Below are 20542 nucleotides of genomic sequence, written 5' to 3'. Positions count from 1 at the left end.
CCCGAAGTCTAAGGCCGTCGCCGTCGTACGGTCCCCCATGAAAGCCCGAACAGTCCTCGGTGCAGCGCTCGGAACCGTCGGCGGGGCCGTCGTCGGTAATCACCTCCTGAAACGGCGCGCCGGCGACCTCGAGAGCCCGCTTCCCGGTATCGAACGAACGTATCGGTGGCGGGGAATCGAGTCGACCTACACCGTTGCCGGCGATCCGAACGACCCCGATATGCTCTTGCTCCACGGAATCTACGCGGGTGCGAGCAGCCGCGAGTTCGCGCCGATCATGGAACAGTTGGCCGACGACTACCACGTCTACGCGGTCGACCTCCCCGGCTTCGCCCGATCGGAGCGGCCGCCGCTGATCTACTCGGCATCCCTCTACGCCGAGTTTATCCGCGATTTTGCGGCCGACATCACCGACGAGCCGATCGTCGTCGCGTCCTCGGTGACCGGCGCGTTCGCCGCCGACGCCGCCGACGAGACCGATATTGAACGGTTGGTGTTGATCTGTCCGACCGAGGAGACGAGCGACGCGCGACCGTGGGTCCGTACCCTTCTGCGGACGCCCATCGTCGGAACGGCGCTGTATAACCTGCTCGCGAGCAAGCCGTCGATCCGGTACTTCTACGACCGCGACGGCTACTACGATTCCGACCGCATCGACGCCGACGAAGTCCAATACGCCTGGGACAGCGCCCACCAGCCCGGCGCGCGCTACGCCCCCGCTTCCTTCGCCGCGGGTACCCTCGACCCCGAGTTCGACCTCGCGACGGAACTGGCCGCCCTCGAGACGCCGACCACGCTCGTCTGGGGCCGCGATGCGGAACTCGTCCCGCTCCGGGAGGGCCGCGATCTCGCCGAGGCGGCCGACCTCGATCTGGTCGTCATCGATTATGCGACCCAACTACCACACGCCGAACACCCCGACACGTTCGTCGAGTACCTGAGCGCGGAACTCCCGCGGGCCGGTATCGGCGTCGACGAGTAGCCGGCCGTCTCCGCCGGCTTCGATCCCCTACTTCGGGACGTTCTCGATCGCCGTCGGTGTGACAGCTGCTTCCTCTCGTTCGTCGCCCATGCCGGTCGTGACGATAAGGCGCATCCCGCGGCGCACGCTCATGTCGATCTCGTGAACCTGATCTTCCGGAAGCAACACCAATCGGCCGGCGGTCGGGTTCGGGCTGTTCGGCAGGAAGACGTTGTAGGCGTCCTGCCCGGCCACGTCCTCGACCGTCCGCGGGCTTTCGCCCGTGACGAGACCGATCATGTAGACGCCCTCTCGAGGGTACTCGACCAGCACGACGCTCTCGTAGCCCGTCTTCCGCTCGACGAGCGAGTCGGCGACCTGACGAACGCTCCCGTAGATCGTGCTGACCAGCGGCACGACGTTGACGAGCCGACCGATGTTGCCGAACAGGTGGCGTCCGACGCTCTGCTGGGCGAGAAAGCCCAGCAGGACGATCGCAGCGACGATCAGGACGACGGCCAACAGTTGCGCGACGACTTCGACGTTTCTCGTGTACTGCGCCAACCCCGCGGCGCGAACGACCGGCGTGACGAACTGCAACGACCAGTTGACGAGAAATCGAAGAATGTACAACGTGACCGCGAGCGGCGCGACCAGAATCAGTCCCGCGACGAAGCTGCTCTTGATACGAGATGAGAGGGTCATAGCATGTCGTACTCGCCGAAGTAAAAATAGCCTCTGGCGACCGAAAGAAACCGCGCGTCAACCGATCGTCGCGACGCCCCCGATCGAACGGGAACCGGTTACACCGGCTGGAATCCGATGACTCGCTCGCCGGTCGTCTCGGAGACCGTGATCTCGAGTTCGACCGTCATGCCGGTCTCGACGTCTCCGGGGTCCACACCGACAACCTGTCCCGTGATCCCCACTGAGCCGAAGTCGGCAATGGCCGTCGCGTACGGAGCGTCCTCCTCGAAAGCCGGCGTCGGAACGTGCGTGACGGTGAACGTCTGGACCGCGCCGGTCTCGGGCAGTGCGACCTCCTCGAGGTCGGTCGAGCCGCAGTCGGGGCACACTCGTCGCGGCGGCAGGGAGCCGTGACCGTTGGCGCACTCGAGGGCGTAGGCCTCGCCGTCTTCGGCGGCGTCGAGCCACTCGTCAAAGCCGGCGTCGGCGGCGGATTCGGCGTCGCTCATCGATCCGTCACCTCCAGAACGTGAACGGTCGCGCTGGCGACCGTGCCGCCCGCGTTGTGGGCGACGCCAGTCGTCGCGCCGTCGACGTGTTCGCTGTTGGGATGCTCGCCGGCCAGGAGATCGGTGACTTCGGCGATCTGGGACGCGCCGGTCGCGCCGACGGGATGACCCTTGGCCTTGAGCCCGCCCGAGAGGTTGATCGGCGTCTCGCCGTCCGCCGTCGTCCGCCCGTCGCGGGCCGCCGAGATCCCCTCGCCGATCGGCTCGAGATCTAAGGCCTCGAGCGCAAGCACTTCGGCGATCGTAAAGCAGTCGTGGACCTCCGCGAGGTCCACGTCGCCCGCGTCGACACCGGCATCGGCGTAGGCCTCTTCGCCGGCCTCGCGCGCGGCGGGCGAGCGGGCGAGGTGTTCGCGGTCGTGCAGCGCCATCCGGTCGCCGCCCTGTCCGGTGCCCGTGATCGCAACGGGTGCCTCGAGATCGTGCTCTTCAGCGTAGGACTCGCTCGTGAGGACGAGCGCGGCCGCGCCGTCCGAAATCGGACAGGCGTCGTACAGTCCGAGCGGCTCGGAGACCGGCGGGGCCTCGAGGACGTCCGAGACCTCGATCGCGCTCTGGTACTGGGCCTTCTCGTTGGTTAGGGCGTTCGCGTGATTCTTGACGGCGATGTGGGCCAGATCCTCGTGTTCGCCGCCGAACCGGTCGAAGTAGGCCTGGGCCATCAGCGCGTACGCGCCGGGGAAGGTCACGCCGGCCCGCACCTCCCAGAGGTCGTCCGCGGCGATCGCGAGCGCTTCGGTCGCGCCCGCGGTACCGAGATTGGTCATCCGTTCCGCCCCGCCGACCAGCAAGACATCGTTCTCACCGTTTCGGATCCGTTTGACGGCCTCGCGGACGGCGGTGCCACTCGAGGCACACGCGGATTCGTAGCGGGTCGCGGGGGCCTGTACGCCCGCCGCTTCGGCCATCAGCGGTCCCTGATGGCCCTGATGTTCGGAGAGTTCGCCCATGAAGTTGCCGTAGAGGACGGCCTCGACGTCGTCTCGAGGGACGCCGCTCGCTTCGAAGGCCGTGATGCTCGCTTCGGCGAAGAGATCGCGGCCGGTCCGTTCGGGGCTGTTTCCGAACGGCGTCAGCCCTGTTCCTGCTACTCGTACGTCACTCATAGACACAGGTAGCAGTTGGATCCGTTAATACTCCGCGGTTACGGATCCCTCCTCACGTTCGGTGATACGTCAGATGGAGTGACGGTCGCTCTTTCCGCGGCCTTTTATGAGAAGCCGACGCAGTTCCGAGCATGACATCCGTTCCGTTCGATCTGGATCTCCTGACGGAACTCACCGAGACAAGCGGTGTCCCCGGCTACGAGGATCGCGTTCGCGACCTCGTCGTCCGAGAACTCGAGGAGTCCGTCGACCGCATCCGCACCGACGCGATGGGCAACGTCGTGGGAACACTCGAGGGCGAGCGCGACTATTCGGTGGCCGTCGCGGCTCACATGGACGAAGTGGGGTTCATGGTGCGCCACGTCCGCGGGAACGAGGACGGGTACGGCTTCGTCGAACTCGACGCGCTCGGCGGCTGGGACGCTCGCGTCCTCAAAGCCCAGCGGGTGACGATCCACGCCGAGGAGGAGGACATCCCCGCGGTCATCGGTTCGCCGCCGCCGCACACGTTGGACGAGGACGAACGCGAGAAAACGGCTGAAGTCGAGGACGTCGTCGTCGACCCCGGCCTGCCCTACGAGGATCTCGAAGAGCGCGTCTCCCCTGGCGACCTCGTCACGATGGCCCAGACCACCGAGCGCGTCGGCGAGACGATCACCGGCAAGGCGCTGGACGATCGGGTCTGTCTGTTCGCCATGCTCGAGGCCGCCCGCCGATTGACGGACCCGGACGTGACGATCCACTTCTGTGCGACCGTCCAGGAGGAAGTCGGCCTCCGGGGCGCTCGGACGTTGGGCGTCGATATCGACCCCGACCTCGCGCTCGCGCTGGACGTCACCGTCGCCAACGACATCCCCGGCTTCGACGCCGGCGAGCGCGTCACCGAACTCGGCGACGGCACCGCGATCAAACTCAAGGACTCGAGCGTCATCACGAACCCCAAACTCCACGGCCGGCTCCAGTCGATCGCCGACGAGGAGGGAATCGACTACCAACTCGAGATCCTCCCCGCGGGCGGTACCGACACGGCGGGCTTCCAGCAGGCGTCCGGCGCGAAACCGGTCGGTGCGATCTCGGTTCCGACCCGGTACCTCCACACCGTGACCGAGACCGCCCACGTCGACGACGTCGCAGCGACGATCGACCTGCTCGAGGCGTTTCTGGCGACCGAAGACGGGGAGTACGACTACACCCTCTGAGCCGGCTCGGGCGAAGTGATCGCGACGGCCCGTCCACTGCTGTCGTAGCTGGAGGTGGACGATGACCGGTGAGGGATCGACGGCTCGAGACGGTTCGGTCCGTTCGGCGCGACGAACGCGGCGAGTATCGGCAGTGCCTGACGAAGCACATTTCAACGACGCCTCTCATTTCACTCGTACCTGACTATCATGGACGTTTCCGACGGCCTGGATCCGGACGTGGTCTCTCCGCTCGCGTGGCGACTCCTCCGGGTCGCGGCCGGATACGACCAGCGGGCGGTCGAACGGGAAATCGACGAACTCGTGCAGGCTCATCTCTCGATGCTCGAGAGCGGGAGTCGGTCCCTGTCTCGCTCCCGCCGACGGACGCTCCTGGAACTCTACGGCTCCGAACTCACTGACGACCAGATACGAGCGATCGTCGACCACTTCTAGGTCACGGTACGGCGCGTTCGCGAATGAAAGCGCTTAAGAATACTAGTGATAATCTCCGTCTGTATCAATGATACATAGACTGTTGGGTGGCCCAAATGGCCGAATAACACAATTTCTCCTCGCAGTGATCGGGTTGGTGGCGATCGCGGCCGCACCCTCCCCGTCGGGGCTCTCGACGACGGGGCAGTACGCCATCGCGACGATGTTCTTCGCCGGCTTTCTCTGGGTGAGCGGCGCACTCCCGCTGGCGGTCACCGCACTGACGATTCCGGTGTTGTTGACCGGGACCGGCGTCTACGACACCATGGACGCCGCTCTCGTCGGGTTCGCCGATCACATTATCTTCCTATTTCTGGCCGGGTTCATGCTGGCGAACGGGATTCAAAAGTACGACATCGACCGACGAATCGCGCTGTACGCCATCGCCAGGATGGGAAGTTCACCGCGGCGATTGATCCTCGCGATCATGGTCGTGACCGCCGTGTTATCGATGTGGGTCTCGAACACCGCGACAGCCGCGATGATGACGCCCATCGCGATCGGCGTCCTCACGCAGGTGCTCGACCGGGACGATCTCGTGTCGGCGGGGGAATCGGCCCGAGATCCCGAGGCGGCCGAAACGGCCGCCGACGGCGGGGCCGTCGAACGGACGGCCGAGTTCACAAATCTCCAGATCGGGATGCTCCTCGGCACCGCCTACGCCGCGAGCGTCGGCGGCGTCGGAACGATCATCGGCACGCCGCCGAACGCCATCCTTGTCGGCCAACTCAACGCGATTCTGGACTACGAAATCGGATTCGCCGACTGGTTCCTCATCGGCTTCCCGGTCGTCGTCGTGACGCTCCCGCTCGTCTGGTTCGTCCTGACGTACGTGCTGTATCCGCCGGAGATTCCGGAAGTCGAAGGGGCTCGAGCCACCGCCCGCGACCAACTCGAGGCCATGGGCGAACTCGATCCCCGCGGAAAACGGGTGGCAGCAATATTCGCCGTGACGGCCGGGCTCTGGATGCTCGGCGGCCTCGGCGAGTTCTTCGAGCCGTACCTCTCGAGCGTCTGGCTGACGACGCTGTTCGGCGGGGACGGAATGACGGTCTTCGGCGTCGAGGGCCACCAGGGGCTGCTCTACTACGTGATGGTCGGGGTCGCCGCGATTCCCGCGCTCGTGTTGGCCGATACGATGGAGTGGGACGAACTGGTCGACATCGACTGGGGAACGCTGTTGTTGTTCGGCGGCGGTATCTCGCTCGCAAACGCCCTCGCGGACACGGGCGCGACGGAGTGGATCGCGGATACGGTGTTCGGCGGTCTCGTCGGTGCCCCTATCGTACTCGTCATCGGTGCGGTTGTCCTGGTGGTCATCTTCCTGACCGAGATGACGTCGAACTCCGCGACGACCAGCATCATCGTTCCCATCCTGATCAGCCTGGGGAGCGTCTTCTCGGCAACGCTCGGGCTGACCGACTTCTCGACCGCGCTCTTTCTCTCGGTCGCCGGTGCGATCGCTGCCAGTTTCGCCTTCGCGCTCCCGGTTGCGACGCCGCCCAACGCCATCGTGTTCGGCAGCGGCTACGTCAAGCAGCGCCACATGCTCCGGACGGGGCTCGTTCTGAACGCAATTATGACCGTCGTCCTGACGGGGCTCATCTGGTTCCTCTTTACGTTCGTCTGGCCGCACTTGCTGTGGTAAGCGACCGAAGACGGTGGCACAGTCGCTCGGAATCGATCGAGCGCTCCTCGAGTAGTGGCCCAAAATGCGTGTTTTATTCTCCGGAAATAACGCCGTTGAAATCCCATCTCTCACACATTTGGATCAGCAAAAGACCGATACACGGGGGTGTATCAGGACGTGTTCTTTCGCACACCGAACCAACCGTCGGTGACCTCAGTCCCGAGTATCGGCGGGAACGGTATACTGGCTGATAACGCGAATGCCGTGGGGATTACCCCCGAACCGATTCACCCGGTCGCGTCGCGCAGAACGAGCGTCTCGTCGGCGAGGTATCGATCGAGGACGTGCGCGTCCGCTTCGAGTGTCTTCAGGTGACGGCGCAGGAGTTCGCTCGTTGCCACATCGCCGAACTGGTCCGCCAGTGCGATATGTTCACGCCACTGCACTGCGAGCGTCGCGTACCCATCGAGGTCACGCTCGAGCGACGAACGGATGTCGTAGTGATGGGCTTCTTCGATGAACATCGGCGCGTGTTGGCGGATACCCATCGGCCCACAGGCCGGAACACCGCCGAGCGCGGTGATCCGAATAGCGATATCGTCAGTCATCTCCGTGAGCCGGTCGGCAGCAGCCTCGAGGAAGTCACCGATTGGCCCCGATTCGGCTCCCTCGACGAGCCAGTAATGCTTGCGAACCTGATTGAAGAGGATGTACAGCCCCGATATTTCGCTGTTCAAGGCTGTGACCAACTGTTCAGCCACGTCCCGTTCGAGACGGAGCGCATTGTCGGCTACCGTCCCCCACTCCTGACGGACGTGAGACGGGTCCGGTTGTCGGAGGTGTGGTGTACTCGTCATCGTTCCCGCAGCACCGCCGCCCGAACGAGCGTCTCATCTTCGAGTAATTGCTCGATGACGTGGGCGTCCGCTTCGAGGTCTTCGAGGTGGTCACGGAGCAGTTCGGCCGTCCCCGGATCACCCCTTTTTTCCGCGAGAGCGATGTGTTCGCGCATACTGACGATCAGGGTCGCATACCCCTCGAGATCACCGTCCAAGGAGGGACGAAGGTCGTAGAGATCCTCGGCCTCGAGGTGGACTTCGGCCCGTTCCTGAATCGTCGGCGGCGTATTTGGCGGAATCCCCCCGAGTTCGACGATCCGAATTGCGAGATCGTCGGTAACCTCGCGAACGCGCTTGTAGGCATCCTCGAGGAAGGCAGCGACTTCCTCGTGTTCTGCACCTGCAGCGGTCCAGTAATGCTTGCGAAGCAGGTAGAACAGATTGAACGATCCTGCGTGGTCGATGCTCAAGGCGTCAACGATTACCTCGGCGTCGGCGCGGTCGACCCGGAGTGCGTTCTCCGCGATGGTACCCCACTCTTGACGGCGCTCGCTCGTCTCGGGCTCCCGAACGAGTCGGCCTTGTTTCTGTGCCATTTGGGTCACCCGTTCAGTGAGTGGCACTTTCGAGGACGAGCGTGTCGTCTTCGAGGTAGTGTTCGAAGTGGTGACCGTCTTCCTCGAGCGTGACGAGGATCTCGCGCAGCATCTCGCCGGTCGCGGGATCACCGAGGTTCTCGGCGAGTTCGATGCTGCCGCGCATCGACTCGATGATCTCGCCGTACATCTCGAGGTCGTTCTCGAACATCGTTCGGATGTCGTAGACGTCCTCGCCCTCGAACTCGACGGTCGCGCGCTCCTCGAGGTTCGCCGGGCCCGCGACGGGGACGCCGCCCAGCGCCTGCGCGCGCTCGGCGATCTCGTCGGCACCTTCTTCGACGTGTTCGTAGGCCTCCTCGAGGAACTCGTGAAGCGGCAGGAACTCCGCACCTTCGACGACCCAGTGGTGCTTTTTGAGTTGGTGGTAGAGGACGTACGAGTTCGCCAGTTCGGAGTTCAGTGTCTCGACGATCTGTTCGGCTTTGTCCTGATCGAGCCGGAGCGCGTTTTCGTCGACGGTGCCGGCCTGTTGACGGACGGTCGTCTCTTGGGAACTCATCACATGGGGGTAGTCGCTCGACAGCCTTATACCTTTCAGGCGTCGCACATTTTCGGGAGACCTAAATTCGTTTTGTAGACCCAGTGACATCAGTCTTTAAACCGACTCAACGGGACATTCGGCACAGCGGAACTGGAAGAACCGAACGCTCCGTACTGGAGCACCCCTCTGTACTCAGCAGACCACTTTTGGCAGTTATCACGGAGGCCGTTGGACACAACGGGAGAGACAGCCGGTTCAGAACGCGAGCGCGTCGACGAGGATCGCGACGAGCACGGCCCCGAGGAACGCATTCGAGGCGTGGAACGACCGGAACGCGGCGGCCTCGGTCCGCTCGAAGTGGAGGCGAACGGCGGCCCAGAGGAAGATTCCGCCGAAGACGACGACTGTTCCGGCGTACAGCGCGCCGAGTTCGGTGATCCACGCCAGGGCGATGGTGCTTACGAACGTCGCGGCGATGTAGTAGAGGATGTGTTTGCGGGTGACGGTCTCGCCCCGGACGACCGGCATCATGGGAAAGCCGCCGCGAGCGTAGTCGTCCTTGTAGGCCAGCGCGAGGTTGTAGAAGTGCGCCGGCGTCCAGAGGAAGATGACGCCCGCGAGCGCGAGTCCGGGCCAGCCGATCTCGTTCGTCACGGCGGCCCAGCCGATCAGCGCGGGCAGCGCGCCCGCAGCGCCGCCGATAACGGTGTTTTGCACCGTGTTCGGCTTGAGCACCAATGTGTAGACGACGCTGTAGAACATGATCGCGGCCAGGCCGAGCGCCGCCGCCAGCCGATTGATCGTCAGGAACGCCCCGAGTGACAGCGCGGTCAGCCCGAGTCCGAACGCGAGCGCGTTTCGGACCGGGATCAGGTCGACTGCCAGCGGTCGATCCGCGGTGCGGGACATCTTCTGATCGACGTCGCGCTCGAGGACGTGGTTGAAGGTCCCGCTCGCGCCGATCGCGAGGACGCCGCCGCCGAGCGTCGCGACGATGGTGTAGATCTCGAGTCCGGGGCCGGCGGCGAGCGCCATTCCGGCGGCGGCGACCAGACAGAGCAGCCACATCAGCCGCGGTTTCATCATTTTGAAGTACGCGAAGGCGGTGAGCCGTGCGCGGGCCAGGCGACTCGAGGGGAGCGTGCGCTCGGACGCGGCCGGGACTTCCTCATCGAGGTCCGCGAGCGGTTCTGGCGAGTCGCTGGCGTCATCGTCGCTCCCGGTCGCAATCTCGAGGTCCCACGCGAGCGCGAGGACGACCCCCGAGAAGATCACGAGGCCGAGCGCGAGGTGGAGTCCGGGGAGGATCGCGGCGGGCCCGATCGTCGCGGTGACAGCACCGACGCCGACCTGAACGATGTAGAGGAGGGCGGCGACGACCAGCACCGCTCGGACCTTACTCGAGGCGTCACCGAGGATCGCGGCGAGGGCCGTCGCGGTAACGAGCAGGCCGACGACGACAGCCGTGAGTCGGTGGGCCCACGCGATGGCGAGTTCGGTCTGGCTCAGCGGGTCGACGGGTGCGTGACAGGTCGGCCACGTCGAACACGACGCGGCCGCGTTCGTCAGCGACGTCGTCGCGCCGACGATCAACAGCAGGTAGACGCCCAGCGCGGTCGCTGTGAGCAGTGCGGAGAAGCGGCGTCGCGTGCCGATCGGGCGGGGAAACGACTCTGTTGCCACGGCTTTTCTCGTCTACACCCTTCGACTCCGCGTATTTATGGCTCCCGCTTCTTCCCGCTTGCAGCGATTTTTCCGCACATTGAACCGGTCACGAGGAGTGTACTGACAGCCATCGGTATCGCCGTCGGCGCCGCAGCAGTCGAGGGCCGCCCGAAGAGGGATTTGGCCGGCCCGCATAGTGGGCAGCGTGTCCGGTGACTCACAGGGGCAAGTCCCTGCGATCGATACTCTCTCCGGAGCGAGCACAGCCACTGGAGAGCCCGAACTCGACGTGCGTGATGAGCCGCCGGCCCGCTGTCCCTACTGCGACCGACCGTTTCGGCGAGCGCGCTACGAGTCGCTCCACCGCGGCCTCGAGCACCGCGACCGACTCTCGGAGCGCGAACGCGCGACCGTCGAGCGGGCCGTCCGCGAGGAACGCGCGGAGACGCGCCGCTTTCGGCTGTACGCGCTCGGCGTCCTGGTCCTGCTGTACTTCGGACTGCTGATCGTCGCCGCGTTCGTCGTCTAATACGGACTGTTGTACGTCATTCGAGTCTCGCATTTGTCGTCCAACTCACATCCCCATATCGTCGGCCGCGTCCGGAATCGGAAGGTCGTGTGGCGAGACGCCGAGCAACTCTCCGACGTGATCGAGGGCCATATCGAACCCGTAGTAGCGCTCGAGTTCGTCGCCTTCGGCCGTCGGCCGTACTTTCAACATCGCGTACCCGTCGCGGTTCTGGGCGATTGCAGCCGTAGAGCCGGTTCTGACGCCGTCGGACTCCATGCGCTCGAAGGAGAGGATGCGTTCCGTCTCGGTTTCGTCGTAGGTGGCCCTGATACCGTCGGCCTCGGCCGTTCGATCGTCGGTCATGCGGAAAACTCGCTGGGCGACCACCGGGAAGCTGTCGGTTCTGATCGGCAGCTCGTGGGACAGCGAACATCGACACCGATTTTTCGGTCGCCTTCGAGAGTCGCCACGTGAGCCGTTCCGAGCCCTCCACAGCCCGCCGACCGCTCGCGGCATTTCGACTCACGCGAGCGGTCACGCTCCAGTGGCTCGTCGTCTCCGCGGTCGGATTCTTCGGCTTCGCCTACTGCTTCGGGCACGTCCTCGCGTGGGTTCGTGGGACGTCGCTCGAGCCGATCGTGATCGCGCCGTCCTCGCCGCCGACGGTGGTCGGTCTGATCGCCGTCTCCCTCGGACTGCTCGTCTGCGTGGTCGTCCCCCACGAACTGCTCCACGGGGTGTTCATGGCTCGCTACGGCGACGCCCCGAGCTACGGCATCGGTCTCTCGTACTTCGTGTTGCCGTACGCCTACGCCGAAACGAGCGGCGCGAGCTACACCCGGAACCAGTTGCTCGTCGCCCTGCTCGCGCCGTTCGCGGTGATCACGACCCTCGGACTCGCCGCGATGGTCGTCGTTCCGTCACCCCTGTTGATCGTGCCGCTGGCCGCGAACGCGGCCGGCTCGATCGGCGACCTTTGGATGGCCGCCGTCCTCTGTCAGTACCCCGCCGACGTTCGCGTCGGGGACCCGCCCGGCGGCGTCCAGGGGTTCGGAATCTACGGCGCTGACGACCGCTCCGTCAGCCGGCTTCCGGGCGCGCCGCTCCTTGCACGGTTTCTGACCGGGAGCGTCGGAACCCTCGCCGCGATCGTGATCTACGCGCTGTTCGCCGTCCTCCTCTCGCTCGCGGTCGGCTCCGGCGATGTCGTCCTCGGCGATCCGGAGAGTGGCTGGCTGCTCTTCCGTCACGACCGCCACCCCGACGGTACTGCACTCCTCGAGATCGGCGACCGAGCGCTGCTCGCCGCGGCCGCGCTCGGTGGGATCGCGTGGACGATCGTCGCGACCGTCTGTCGGCAACTCGAGCGCAACTGAGTCGGGACGTGCGAGCGAGCACCGAAACCGTAACGCTCGAGCGTCTCTCGGACGCACCTCGAGTATGAGCAAGTGGCTCCGGAGCGGTCGCCGTCGGGACATCTGTTTCCTGCTCGTCGCGGCCGAGGAAGGCGAGCTACGCGGCCAGCAGTTGAAATCGCGCCTCGAGTCCCACTACGACGACCGGCTCGATCCGAAATCGTTCTACGGCTCGCTGTCGGCGCTGGTCGAGGCGGGCTTCGTCGAGAAACGAACCGAGGGACTGCACGACATCTACGCGCTGACCGAGGCGGGCGACCGACGGACGCGCGAGCACGGAGCGTGGGTTCGGGAGTGTCTCGAGGACGGCGACGAGTCCGTCAGGTAGGTCGTGGAGCACCGTATCGGTCACTCGAGGGATGGGTTTCTGATAAGGTGGACGGCCACGTACAGTGGGATGGCGAACAGCAGTCCGAAAAGTGGGACCATCGCAAAATCGACGTACTTCCCCTCAATTGCGAACGTCATCACGATCAGCGTATACGCGATGATCGCGAGGAACAGCTCAGTTCGGTCCATGCGCCCACTGTACGCTCTATTGGTGTAAGCGTACTGTACTAGGATTCCCGGAATAAACGCTGCCGGCAACGGATCGCGGCGGCCGGCGCTCGAAAGGCGGGCTGAGAGGCTATTCCTCGAGCAACTGGTCGCCGATCGTGTTGCGCAGCACCTCGCTGGTGCCCTCGTAGATCTCGTTGAGCTTGGCGTCGCGGTAGAAGCGCTGGGCGGCGAAGTCCTTGGTGTAGCCGTAGCCGCCGTGGATCTGGATCCCTTCGTTCGCGACCTCGCGGCTCACTTCGGAGGCGTAGAGCTTCGCCTGGGAGGCGTCCTTGATGTAGTCCTCGCCGCGGATCTTCTTGTCTGCGGCCTTGTGCATGAGCATTGATGCGGCCTGAATCTTCGTGTCCATGTCCGCCAGCTTGTGCTTGATCGACTGGAACTCGCCGATGGGCTGACCGAACTGCTCGCGCTCGTTCGCGTAGTCGCGGGCCTCCTCGAAGGCCGCGCGGGCGATGCCCACACCGCGGGCCGCGATCGTAATTCGGCCGCCGTTCAGGGTCTTCAGCGCGTGGACGAAGCCGTCGCCCTCCTCGCCGAGTCGGCGCGATTCCGGGATCCGGAGGTCGTCGAATCGGAGCTCTGCGGTCGGACAGCCCTTGTCGCCGAGCTTGTCCTCCGTCCCCTCGACGATGAAACCGTCGTCCTCCTCGGGCCGAACGATGAAGGAGGAGATTCCCTTGTTGCCCGCCTCCGGATCTGTTTTCGCGAAGAGCGTGACCGTATCGGCTACGGAGCCGTTCGAGATCCAGAGCTTGCCGCCGTTGATCACGTACTCGTTGCCCTCTCTCGTCGCGGTGGTGTCCATCGCGGGGACGTCGCTCCCCGCACCCGCCTCCGAGAGCGCGAACGCGCCGATGTCCTCGCCCGCCGCGACGGGGGTCAGGTACTCCTCCTTCTGGGACTCGTCGCCGAACTCGTAGAGCATGTTGCCCGCCAGCGAGGTGTGAGCGGCGACGATCGTTCCCAGCCCGCCCGAGCCCCGAGCGATCTCCTCGAGACCGATCGCGTAGGAGTGGTAGTCCAGCCCGGCACCGCCATACTCCTCGGGGAAGGGCATCCCCATCAGCCCGAGTTCGCCCATCTCGCTGACGAGATCGGCGGGGAACTCGTCCTCGTGGTCGATTTCCTCGGCGACGGGGATGACCTCCTCGTCGACGAACTCCGAGACCATATCTCGAATCTGTTGCTGCTCGGCCGAGAGTGCGAAATCCATATCACGGAATTCGAGACCTCCCTCCTTTATTGTTCTCTCTTCGATGAATTCGTCTCGAGACCCTGTCAAAAACGAGAGGATCGTAGCGGAGATCGGGACTACTCGTGACTCGGCTCCGATCCACCGTGTCTATCCGCTCGTCGCTCAACTCGAGCCGATCGCCTCGAGCGCGGCCTCGATCGACTCCTCGCCCGAGAGAATCTCGAACGTCTCGCCGAAGACGGGCTCGAAGTCGATCGCGGTCACGAGCGTTCGGGCGACGTCTTCGCGAGGAATAGCACCGTCACCCAGCTCGAGGCCCTCACCGGCTCGAATTTCGCCGGTGCCGGGTTCGTTGGTTAGCTCGCCCGGCCGCACGATCGTATAGTCGAGGCCGCTGTTGCGGAGATACTCGTCGGCCTCGGCCTTGGCGATCAGGTAGTCCCGAAGCGCCTCGGGTCCTGATTCCGGGTCGTCGGCACCCATCGAACTCAGCATGACGAAGCGGTCGACGCCCGCCGCGCTCGCCGCGTCGATCAGTTCGATCGCGCCGTCGCGGTCGACGCCGTAGACATCCTCGCCGCCCGAACCAGCCGCGAAGACGATGGCGTCACAGCCCTTGACTGCGTGGTCGACATCTCCGGTCAGGTCTGCCACGACCGGCTCTTCGCCCAGTTCAGCCATCTCGTCGGTCTGGGACTCGTCGCGAACCATCGCTCGAGCGGTGCGATCGCTCGCGCCGAGGAGTTCCGTCACGTGCTGTCCGACCTGCCCGTGCGCGCCGGCGATGAGTACGGATTCGGTCACGATCACGGCTTCGCGTCGTTCCGTGATACCGGTTTTGTCGGGAGTCGCCGGGTCGTAGTTGACCGCGTCCGCGGTCGATGGCTCCTTCGGTTGGCCACCGATCGGAAGAGCACGCCGCGACCGCGGTGTTTTTCCCCGATGGTCACCAAACTAACTCGAGTAGATGACCACGGGCCAGCCCGAACCCCCCACTGACGCCGATCTTGAGTGGTGTTACGACGCGGTTCACGGCGTTTCGCGGACCTTCTCGATTACGATCGACCGGCTCGAGGAGCCGATGTCGAGACACATCTGTGTCGGCTACCTTCTTTGTCGAATTGCCGACACGATCGAGGATGCGGGCCATATCCCGCCGGACGCACAGACCGAACTGCTCGCGACGTACGATCGACTGCTCGATCCGAACGCGGATGGCTCCGTCTCGGCGTTCATGGACGACGTCGAGCCGTGGATTCCCGAGGAGCGAACCGACGACTGGGACGTCGTCGCCGAGACACCTCGAGTCCTGCAAACGTTCGAATCGCTCGAAGAGGAGCCCCGCGAAATCATGCGCGAACCGGTCCGCGAACTCGTCGACGGAATGGCGATGTTCACCGACCGCTATGCGAGCGAGGGCGGGTTACGCCTCCAGACGATCGAGGAACTCGAGGAGTACTGCTGGTACGCCGCCGGCACCGTCGGCACCCTGATCACCGGACTGGTCGCCCGCGGCACGTCGCAGGAACGGGCCGACGAGATGCGGGGGAACGCGCGCTCGTTTGCGCTCCTCCTCCAGCTGGTCAACATCGCGAAGGACGTCGAGTCCGATTACCACGACGAGAACAACGTCTACCTCCCCGCCGAGTGGCTCGCGGCGGAGGACGTCGATATCGAATCGGTGACCGACGAGGACCACCACGGCGGCGTCACGAACGTCATCAAACGGGTGACGGGCCGCGCCGAACGCTACCTCGACGACGCCCACCGCTACCTCGAGGTCGTGCCCGAACACCACGGCAACCGGCTCTCGGCGTGGGCGATTCCCTACCTGCTCGCGGTTGGGACCCTCCGAGAACTGCGCGAACGCCCCGAAGACGTCGTTCGTGAGGGCGACGTCAAAGTGTCTCGAGCGGAGGTGTACGCGCTCCTCCAGCAGTTCGAGGATGGCGTCTCCCGCTCGCGACTGGACGAACTTCGCACCAAGATGGCCGAGCAACCGCTCCACCAGTAGCAGCGACCGATGCAACGCGAGCAGCCAGAGATCGACATGTTGACTTCGGACCAGTTCTAACGATCGAGTACCAATGAGTTCGGATATCCCGGACGGGCCGATCGTTCTTTTCGACGGCGTCTGCAACCTCTGTAACGGGTTCGTCCAGTTCATCCTGCCCCGGGATACCGACGGAACGTTTCACTTCGCTTCGCTCCAGTCCGATATCGGCACGGAGTTGCTCGCCGAACACGGGCTACCCACCGACGAACTCGAGTCGATCGTGCTGATCGAGGGCGACGACTGTTACGTGAAGTCGTCCGCAGTCATTCGCATCGCGCGGCTCCTCGGCGGCGTCTACGCGCTGCTCGGCCCGACTCGATTCCTGCCGCGCCGGCTCCGAGACCGGGTGTACGACTTCGTCGCCGCCCGCCGCTACCGCTGGTTCGGCAAGAAAGAGCAGTGTGCCATGCCGCCAGCGGACGTGGACGTGAACGCTCGGTTCCTCGAGTAAGACGGGGATGAGTCACGATTTGCGGGTCAATCGGTATCGATAGCCAGCCGCCGACCGAGCAGCGCGAGCGGGTAGCCGAACACGGCGACGCTGGCGACCCACGGGAGCAACAAGAGGCCGTAGACGGCCGGCCCGTATCCGAGGACGGAAACGGGAGCGACCGCCGCGATGGCGGCGATCGGCGTGAGTGCGGCGACTGCGATAAGCGCAACCGCCGTCCGCCCGCGTTCGGCGGCGTGCCCGATCGGGAGACAGAGCGCGGTCGCCAGGCCGAACAGCGCGGGAAACGCGTACACCGGCGGCCCAGCGAGCAGGAGGGTGACCCCTGCGGCGGCGACCGTCGCGAGCACCGACAGACCGACGAACCCGCGAGTCTCGAGTCGCCCGCCGACCCGCCCCGCCGCGCTCCCCAGCAGGGCGTACCCGATTCCGAGCGAAGCCAGCGCGACGGCTCCCGGCGCGAGTCCGTTACCGGTCGACACCGCGCCGACGACGAGGAAGCCGCCTGCGCCGAGGACGCCGACGACCACGATCAGCCGCTCGAGCGTCGTCGCATCGAAGTCGGTAACTCCCCAGTCGATGCGAGTGATCGCGATTCCCACGATTCCGATCAGTAGTCCGGGAACGAGCCCGCCGCTGACGCCGTGGGAGAGCGCCGTCGGGCCGGTATCGAGGCCGATCGTCGCGTAGCCACTCGCCGTCCCGAGGACGCCGCCGCTGCCGTAGGTGACGCGCGTCTGCCTGTCGAAGCCGCCGCCCCGAGTCCACGTCGCGGCGTTGCCGTCGACGCTGGCACGGGCTGGTCGGTTCGTCACGGTCGTCCCCTCGGGCGTGTGGATCGTTACTCGGTCGGCCGCCAGCCCGTAGCGGGCGTTCGACGTCCCGACGGCGAAGTAATCGACGAGCCAGGTATCGCCGACGCCCCGTCGAGCGACGCCGTCGACGGCGTAGTTCACGACGACGGTCTCGTTCTCGAGTACCGTCTCGACGGATCGAACGTCGCCGTCGGCGGCGTGATAGCGCGTCCACGCGTCGTCGACTGCGGCCTCGAGCGCGGTCGTATTAGTCCGGTAGCGCTCCGCGGCCGAGTCGGTGACCGGAACGCGCGCCTGCCAGCGCGAATCGCCGTCGTCGTCGACGTAGATGTCGAGCGTCCCGGGTTCGGTCGAACCGTCGATACCGCGCTCGCCCGCGAGTCCGTCCCCGCAGACGCCACAGAGTTGGGTCGGCGGGGGTGCGCCGGCAACGGTTGCGACGCCGGCGACTCCGAGGAGGGCACAGAGGAGCACAGCGGCGGCGAGTCGGACGGTTCGCATCGACTCGGGCTACGGATGTCTGGTGGAAATAAATTGCGTATAGTTGAGGTTTTCTCGTCCCGAACGAGCCCCGCGATTCGGCTACTCGTACTCGTAGAAGCCCTCGCCCGTCTTCTTCCCGAGGTCGCCGGCCTCAACCTTTCGTTTGAGGAGGTAGGCGGGTTTGTAGCGGTCGCCCAACTCATCGTGGAGCGTTTCGGTGGCGTGGAGGCAGACGTCCAGTCCGATGTGATCCGCGAGAGTGAGCGGCCCCATCGGCACGTTCGTTCCGAGTTCCATCCCCGCGTCGATATCGGCTTTCGTGGCGACGCCCTCGTCGTAGGCCCGAATCCCCTCGTTGATCCAGGGCATCAGGATACGGTTGGTGACGAAGCCCGGCTTGTCGTCGGCCTCCCAGGTCGTCTTCTCGAGGTCCTCCGCGAGGTCGTGGGCCAGCGCGGTCGCCGTCTCGGTCGTCTTCTCGCCGACCACGATCTCGACGCCCTCCATGATCGGGACGGGGTTCATGAAGTGCAGGCCGATCACGCGCTCGGGGTGCTCGAGGTCGGCCGCGATCGAGGTGATCGAGATCGTGCTCGTGTTCGTCGCCAGCAGGATGTCTTCGTCACAGATCCGCTCGAGGTCGGCGAAGATCTCCCGCTTGATGTCTAACTCCTCGAGTGCGGCCTCGACCACGAGGTCGCAGTCCGCGAGGTCCTCGAGGAGCGTCGTTCCCTCGATCCGGTCGCGGATCGTCTCGGGGTCCGATTCGAGGCTTTCTCGATTTGCGAGTCGCTCGAGGCTGTCGTCGATGGTGTCGAAGCCGTTCGCGACGAACTCCGATTCGATGTCGCGCATCACCACGTTGTAGCCGTGCGTGGCGGCGACCTGTGCGATACCGCTGCCCATCGTGCCTGCGCCGACGACGCCGATCCGGTCGATTCGTTCGCGAACCATACGGACGCTTCCCCCGTTGGAGCCGTAAGCGTGCCGGTGAACGGTACGTCGCACCGTGGAACACTCGGTCGGGACAGAACGAACGGGTATCGGGTCAACGGGCCGAGGATAAGTTTCAAGATGCGAGAGTGTGAGCTACGGGTATCCGGTGGATCGCGTGAGCAAGAAAAACGTCGCCAGCGACGCGGGAACGGGGACAACGAGTGAGGACACGACCGACGAGACCGGTGTCGTCGATATCGGAATTACCGTTGACGTTAGCGGCGACGACTCGAGTATCGACGGCGACGCCGACGACGCCATCGAACTCGAGTTCGACGAGGGAGCGAGGGACGAGGCGGCTGAAGCGGCCCACGAGCCCGAGACGGCACCCGATTCCGTGCTCGAGCCCGCCGAGCGTGAGGCCCTCGAAACCGTCGATATCGACACCGACGCGGTCGCGGAAAAGGAATACTCCTATCGCCTGTTACTGGACGAAGGGGTCGACGAGTCGGTCGCCGATGCCCTCCGACGGCGGTTCTCGCTGCCGTGGTCGTTCGAATCCGACGGCGACCTCGAGCGCCGCTCGAGCGAAGTCCGCGGGCTCGGCGACGCCGAGCGCGAGTGGATCGCCGTCAGCGGCGACGAGGACTGGCAGGCCTTCGAATACGACCACACGGAGCCGATCTCGGTTGGACGGGAGCGACCGACGGAGCGTCCGTATCCGGAGCCGACGCCCGTCACGGCGGTGGCGGGTGTCGGTCCCGACGACGCCGACGCACTGGCTGAGGCCGGCGTCCGCTCGGCGGAACGACTGGCGACGGTGGACGCGATGACGGTCGCACGCCTCCTGGATCTGAAGGTGTTACACGTCCGAACGTGGCGTCACAACGCGCGCGAACTACTCAAGTAGTTACTTTCGACGGGGGAGTCGAAACGAATTGTCCGTTTTTGACACGACTGGTAGACGATGCGGGCTAAAATTACTACTTTTGTATGCAATTTCTATAACCCGGATCATCAGAGATTTATAGCGGCCTGTTGGACCGTCTAACAGATGATTCCGATCGACGACTCTCCGATCGTTCGCGACGGCAAGTCACTGATTCTGGCGATGGACCACGGGCTCGAGCACGGCCCCGTCGACTTCGAGGCAGTCCCGGAGAAACTCGATCCGTCGACGGTCTTCGAGACGGCGACGCACGACGCCGTCTCCGCGATGGCCGTCCAGAAGGGGGTCGCCGAGGGCTACTACCCCAGCTACGAGGACGATGTCAACCTCCTGCTGAAGCTAAACGGCACGTCGAACCTCTGGATGGGCGAGCCCGACTCGGCAGTCAACTGTTCGGTCGACTACGCTGCCGAACTGGGTGCTGACGCCCTCGGCTTTACCGTCTACGGCGGCTCGAATCACGAGATCGAGATGGTCGAGGAGTTCCGCGACGCCCAGGAGAAGGGCCGCGAGTACGACCTCCCGATGGTCATGTGGTCGTACCCGCGCGGACAGGGAGTGAAAAACGATACCAAACCCTCGACGATCTCCTATGCGACCCGACTGGCCCTCGAGCTCGGCGCAGACATCGCGAAGGTCAAGTACCCCGGCAGCAAGGACGCGATGGCCCACGCCGTCAAGTGCGCCGGCGACATGAACGTCGTCATGTCCGGCGGCTCCAAAACGTCGGACTACGAGTTCCTCTCGCAGGTCGAGGCGGTCATCGACGCCGGCGCGAAGGGGCTGGCCGTCGGCCGCAACGTCTGGCAGCGCGAGGACCCGACACGGCTACTCGACGCGCTCGAGGAGGTCATCTACGAGGAGGCAACCGCCGACGCCGCGCTCGAGGCTACCGAATAG

General features: G+C 65.0%; 24 protein-coding genes. 11 read left to right on the top strand and 13 right to left on the bottom strand.

From position 1 onward, the window contains the following. Window positions 1–37 precede the first annotated feature (37 nt). Window positions 38–982, top strand: a complete 945-nt coding sequence (locus tag ACEWFR_RS05085; RefSeq protein WP_374060005.1) for an alpha/beta fold hydrolase — start codon at window positions 38–40, stop codon at window positions 980–982. Window positions 983–1009: 27 nt separating this feature from the next. Here ACEWFR_RS05085 and ACEWFR_RS05080 read toward each other — a convergent pair whose 3' ends face one another. The 3 genes from ACEWFR_RS05080 to ACEWFR_RS05070 all read right to left on the bottom strand — a co-directional run bounded on the left by ACEWFR_RS05080 (window position 1010) and on the right by ACEWFR_RS05070 (window position 3323). After that, entirely contained in the window at window positions 1010–1666 is a 657-nt protein-coding gene (locus ACEWFR_RS05080) for a DUF502 domain-containing protein (protein ID WP_374060004.1), read from the bottom strand. Window positions 1667–1764: 98 nt separating this feature from the next. After that, window positions 1765–2157 (bottom strand): Zn-ribbon domain-containing OB-fold protein, encoded by a 393-nt coding sequence (locus ACEWFR_RS05075; RefSeq protein WP_374060003.1) that lies wholly within the window; start codon window positions 2155–2157, stop codon window positions 1765–1767. Beyond that, window positions 2154–3323, bottom strand: coding sequence for a beta-ketoacyl synthase N-terminal-like domain-containing protein (locus tag ACEWFR_RS05070; protein WP_374060002.1), 1170 nt, complete (start codon window positions 3321–3323; stop codon window positions 2154–2156). The genes ACEWFR_RS05075 and ACEWFR_RS05070 overlap by 4 nt, the downstream gene beginning before the upstream one ends. A gap of 131 nt (window positions 3324–3454) precedes the next feature. On the opposite strand from ACEWFR_RS05070, the gene ACEWFR_RS05065 reads away from it, so the two are divergent. The 3 genes from ACEWFR_RS05065 (at window position 3455) to ACEWFR_RS05055 (ending at window position 6644) form a co-directional block, all read left to right on the top strand. Then, entirely contained in the window at window positions 3455–4522 is a 1068-nt protein-coding gene (locus ACEWFR_RS05065; protein ID WP_374060001.1) for a M42 family metallopeptidase, read from the top strand. Window positions 4523–4711: 189 nt separating this feature from the next. Then, window positions 4712–4957, top strand: coding sequence for a hypothetical protein (locus ACEWFR_RS05060; RefSeq protein WP_374060000.1), 246 nt, complete (start codon window positions 4712–4714; stop codon window positions 4955–4957). 67 nt (window positions 4958–5024) lie between these two features. Further along, window positions 5025–6644, top strand: coding sequence for an SLC13 family permease (locus ACEWFR_RS05055; RefSeq protein WP_374059999.1), 1620 nt, complete (start codon window positions 5025–5027; stop codon window positions 6642–6644). Between the two features lie 269 nt (window positions 6645–6913). Here ACEWFR_RS05055 and dpsA (ACEWFR_RS05050) read toward each other — a convergent pair whose 3' ends face one another. The 4 genes from dpsA (ACEWFR_RS05050) to ACEWFR_RS05035 all read right to left on the bottom strand — a co-directional run bounded on the left by dpsA (ACEWFR_RS05050) (window position 6914) and on the right by ACEWFR_RS05035 (window position 10288). Further along, on the bottom strand, window positions 6914–7483 hold the full coding sequence (dpsA, locus tag ACEWFR_RS05050; protein ID WP_374059998.1) for a DNA starvation/stationary phase protection protein DpsA: 570 nt from the start codon (window positions 7481–7483) through the stop codon (window positions 6914–6916). Then, window positions 7480–8061, bottom strand: a complete 582-nt coding sequence (gene dpsA, locus ACEWFR_RS05045; protein ID WP_374059997.1) for a DNA starvation/stationary phase protection protein DpsA — start codon at window positions 8059–8061, stop codon at window positions 7480–7482. Before dpsA (ACEWFR_RS05045) ends, dpsA (ACEWFR_RS05050) begins: the two co-directional genes overlap by 4 nt. A gap of 13 nt (window positions 8062–8074) precedes the next feature. Continuing rightward, window positions 8075–8623, bottom strand: a complete 549-nt coding sequence (dpsA, locus tag ACEWFR_RS05040; RefSeq protein ID WP_374059996.1) for a DNA starvation/stationary phase protection protein DpsA — start codon at window positions 8621–8623, stop codon at window positions 8075–8077. A gap of 237 nt (window positions 8624–8860) precedes the next feature. Continuing rightward, complete coding sequence (locus ACEWFR_RS05035; RefSeq protein ID WP_374059995.1) at window positions 8861–10288, bottom strand: heme o synthase; 1428 nt, start codon at window positions 10286–10288, stop codon at window positions 8861–8863. Between the two features lie 187 nt (window positions 10289–10475). Here ACEWFR_RS05035 and ACEWFR_RS05030 point away from each other — a divergent pair, with 187 nt between their 5' ends. Then, entirely contained in the window at window positions 10476–10799 is a 324-nt protein-coding gene (locus ACEWFR_RS05030; protein WP_374059994.1) for a hypothetical protein, read from the top strand. A 45-nt stretch (window positions 10800–10844) separates the two neighbouring features. Here the strand turns inward: ACEWFR_RS05030 and ACEWFR_RS05025 are convergent, their stop codons facing one another. Beyond that, a complete protein-coding gene (locus tag ACEWFR_RS05025; RefSeq protein ID WP_374059993.1) occupies window positions 10845–11144 on the bottom strand; it encodes a hypothetical protein in 300 nt (99 codons plus the stop codon). A 107-nt stretch (window positions 11145–11251) separates the two neighbouring features. On the opposite strand from ACEWFR_RS05025, the gene ACEWFR_RS05020 reads away from it, so the two are divergent. Both ACEWFR_RS05020 and ACEWFR_RS05015 read left to right on the top strand, forming a co-directional pair. Continuing rightward, window positions 11252–12157 (top strand): DUF3267 domain-containing protein, encoded by a 906-nt coding sequence (locus tag ACEWFR_RS05020; RefSeq protein WP_374059992.1) that lies wholly within the window; start codon window positions 11252–11254, stop codon window positions 12155–12157. A gap of 64 nt (window positions 12158–12221) precedes the next feature. Continuing rightward, window positions 12222–12524, top strand: coding sequence for a helix-turn-helix transcriptional regulator (locus tag ACEWFR_RS05015; protein ID WP_374059991.1), 303 nt, complete (start codon window positions 12222–12224; stop codon window positions 12522–12524). 20 nt (window positions 12525–12544) lie between these two features. Here ACEWFR_RS05015 and ACEWFR_RS05010 read toward each other — a convergent pair whose 3' ends face one another. From ACEWFR_RS05010 to ACEWFR_RS05000, 3 genes are all read right to left on the bottom strand, one after another. Next, window positions 12545–12715 (bottom strand): hypothetical protein, encoded by a 171-nt coding sequence (locus ACEWFR_RS05010; RefSeq protein WP_374059990.1) that lies wholly within the window; start codon window positions 12713–12715, stop codon window positions 12545–12547. A gap of 109 nt (window positions 12716–12824) precedes the next feature. After that, entirely contained in the window at window positions 12825–13970 is a 1146-nt protein-coding gene (locus ACEWFR_RS05005; protein ID WP_374059989.1) for an acyl-CoA dehydrogenase, read from the bottom strand. Window positions 13971–14114: 144 nt separating this feature from the next. Next, window positions 14115–14756, bottom strand: a complete 642-nt coding sequence (locus tag ACEWFR_RS05000; RefSeq protein ID WP_374059988.1) for an SDR family oxidoreductase — start codon at window positions 14754–14756, stop codon at window positions 14115–14117. Between the two features lie 163 nt (window positions 14757–14919). Here ACEWFR_RS05000 and ACEWFR_RS04995 point away from each other — a divergent pair, with 163 nt between their 5' ends. Together ACEWFR_RS04995 and ACEWFR_RS04990 are read left to right on the top strand one after the other, a co-directional pair. Further along, complete coding sequence (locus tag ACEWFR_RS04995; protein WP_374059987.1) at window positions 14920–15966, top strand: phytoene/squalene synthase family protein; 1047 nt, start codon at window positions 14920–14922, stop codon at window positions 15964–15966. 73 nt (window positions 15967–16039) lie between these two features. Continuing rightward, window positions 16040–16459, top strand: a complete 420-nt coding sequence (locus tag ACEWFR_RS04990; protein WP_374059986.1) for a thiol-disulfide oxidoreductase DCC family protein — start codon at window positions 16040–16042, stop codon at window positions 16457–16459. Between the two features lie 26 nt (window positions 16460–16485). On the opposite strand, the gene ACEWFR_RS04985 is transcribed toward ACEWFR_RS04990, so the two are convergent. After that, window positions 16486–17775 carry a hypothetical protein gene (locus tag ACEWFR_RS04985; RefSeq protein WP_374059985.1) on the bottom strand — a complete coding sequence of 430 codons (1290 nt, stop codon included), beginning with the start codon at window positions 17773–17775 and terminating at the stop codon, window positions 16486–16488. Between the two features lie 81 nt (window positions 17776–17856). Continuing rightward, window positions 17857–18711, bottom strand: coding sequence for a 3-hydroxyacyl-CoA dehydrogenase family protein (locus ACEWFR_RS04980; RefSeq protein ID WP_374059984.1), 855 nt, complete (start codon window positions 18709–18711; stop codon window positions 17857–17859). Between the two features lie 157 nt (window positions 18712–18868). Between ACEWFR_RS04980 and ACEWFR_RS04975 the strand changes: the two genes are divergently transcribed. Beyond that, window positions 18869–19603 (top strand): hypothetical protein, encoded by a 735-nt coding sequence (locus tag ACEWFR_RS04975; RefSeq protein WP_374059983.1) that lies wholly within the window; start codon window positions 18869–18871, stop codon window positions 19601–19603. A 144-nt stretch (window positions 19604–19747) separates the two neighbouring features. Continuing rightward, entirely contained in the window at window positions 19748–20542 is a 795-nt protein-coding gene (locus ACEWFR_RS04970) for a class I fructose-bisphosphate aldolase (protein WP_374059982.1), read from the top strand.

Source organism: Natrinema sp. H-ect4, assembly GCF_041894845.1.
GTDB lineage: Archaea > Halobacteriota > Halobacteria > Halobacteriales > Natrialbaceae > Natrinema.
Note: the sequence above shows the minus strand (reverse complement) of the source record. Positions and strands in the feature narration are given on the sequence as shown.

What these genes read in the sequence shown, in the direction of transcription:
- ACEWFR_RS05085 (WP_374060005.1), top strand. Translation starts at nt 38, where the DNA reads ATGAAAGCCCGAACAGTCCTCGGTGCAGCGCTCGGAACCGTCGGCGGG.
- ACEWFR_RS05080 (WP_374060004.1), bottom strand. Translation starts at nt 1,666, where the DNA reads ATGACCCTCTCATCTCGTATCAAGAGCAGCTTCGTCGCGGGACTGATT.
- ACEWFR_RS05075 (WP_374060003.1), bottom strand. Translation starts at nt 2,157, where the DNA reads ATGAGCGACGCCGAATCCGCCGCCGACGCCGGCTTTGACGAGTGGCTC.
- ACEWFR_RS05070 (WP_374060002.1), bottom strand. Translation starts at nt 3,323, where the DNA reads ATGAGTGACGTACGAGTAGCAGGAACAGGGCTGACGCCGTTCGGAAAC.
- ACEWFR_RS05065 (WP_374060001.1), top strand. Translation starts at nt 3,455, where the DNA reads ATGACATCCGTTCCGTTCGATCTGGATCTCCTGACGGAACTCACCGAG.
- ACEWFR_RS05060 (WP_374060000.1), top strand. Translation starts at nt 4,712, where the DNA reads ATGGACGTTTCCGACGGCCTGGATCCGGACGTGGTCTCTCCGCTCGCG.
- ACEWFR_RS05055 (WP_374059999.1), top strand. Translation starts at nt 5,025, where the DNA reads ATGATACATAGACTGTTGGGTGGCCCAAATGGCCGAATAACACAATTT.
- dpsA (WP_374059998.1), bottom strand. Translation starts at nt 7,483, where the DNA reads ATGACGAGTACACCACACCTCCGACAACCGGACCCGTCTCACGTCCGT.
- dpsA (WP_374059997.1), bottom strand. Translation starts at nt 8,061, where the DNA reads ATGGCACAGAAACAAGGCCGACTCGTTCGGGAGCCCGAGACGAGCGAG.
- dpsA (WP_374059996.1), bottom strand. Translation starts at nt 8,623, where the DNA reads ATGAGTTCCCAAGAGACGACCGTCCGTCAACAGGCCGGCACCGTCGAC.
- ACEWFR_RS05025 (WP_374059993.1), bottom strand. Translation starts at nt 11,144, where the DNA reads ATGACCGACGATCGAACGGCCGAGGCCGACGGTATCAGGGCCACCTAC.
- ACEWFR_RS05015 (WP_374059991.1), top strand. Translation starts at nt 12,222, where the DNA reads ATGAGCAAGTGGCTCCGGAGCGGTCGCCGTCGGGACATCTGTTTCCTG.
- ACEWFR_RS05010 (WP_374059990.1), bottom strand. Translation starts at nt 12,715, where the DNA reads ATGGACCGAACTGAGCTGTTCCTCGCGATCATCGCGTATACGCTGATC.
- ACEWFR_RS05005 (WP_374059989.1), bottom strand. Translation starts at nt 13,970, where the DNA reads ATGGATTTCGCACTCTCGGCCGAGCAGCAACAGATTCGAGATATGGTC.
- ACEWFR_RS04995 (WP_374059987.1), top strand. Translation starts at nt 14,920, where the DNA reads ATGACCACGGGCCAGCCCGAACCCCCCACTGACGCCGATCTTGAGTGG.
- ACEWFR_RS04990 (WP_374059986.1), top strand. Translation starts at nt 16,040, where the DNA reads ATGAGTTCGGATATCCCGGACGGGCCGATCGTTCTTTTCGACGGCGTC.
- ACEWFR_RS04985 (WP_374059985.1), bottom strand. Translation starts at nt 17,775, where the DNA reads ATGCGAACCGTCCGACTCGCCGCCGCTGTGCTCCTCTGTGCCCTCCTC.
- ACEWFR_RS04980 (WP_374059984.1), bottom strand. Translation starts at nt 18,711, where the DNA reads ATGGTTCGCGAACGAATCGACCGGATCGGCGTCGTCGGCGCAGGCACG.
- ACEWFR_RS04970 (WP_374059982.1), top strand. Translation starts at nt 19,748, where the DNA reads ATGATTCCGATCGACGACTCTCCGATCGTTCGCGACGGCAAGTCACTG.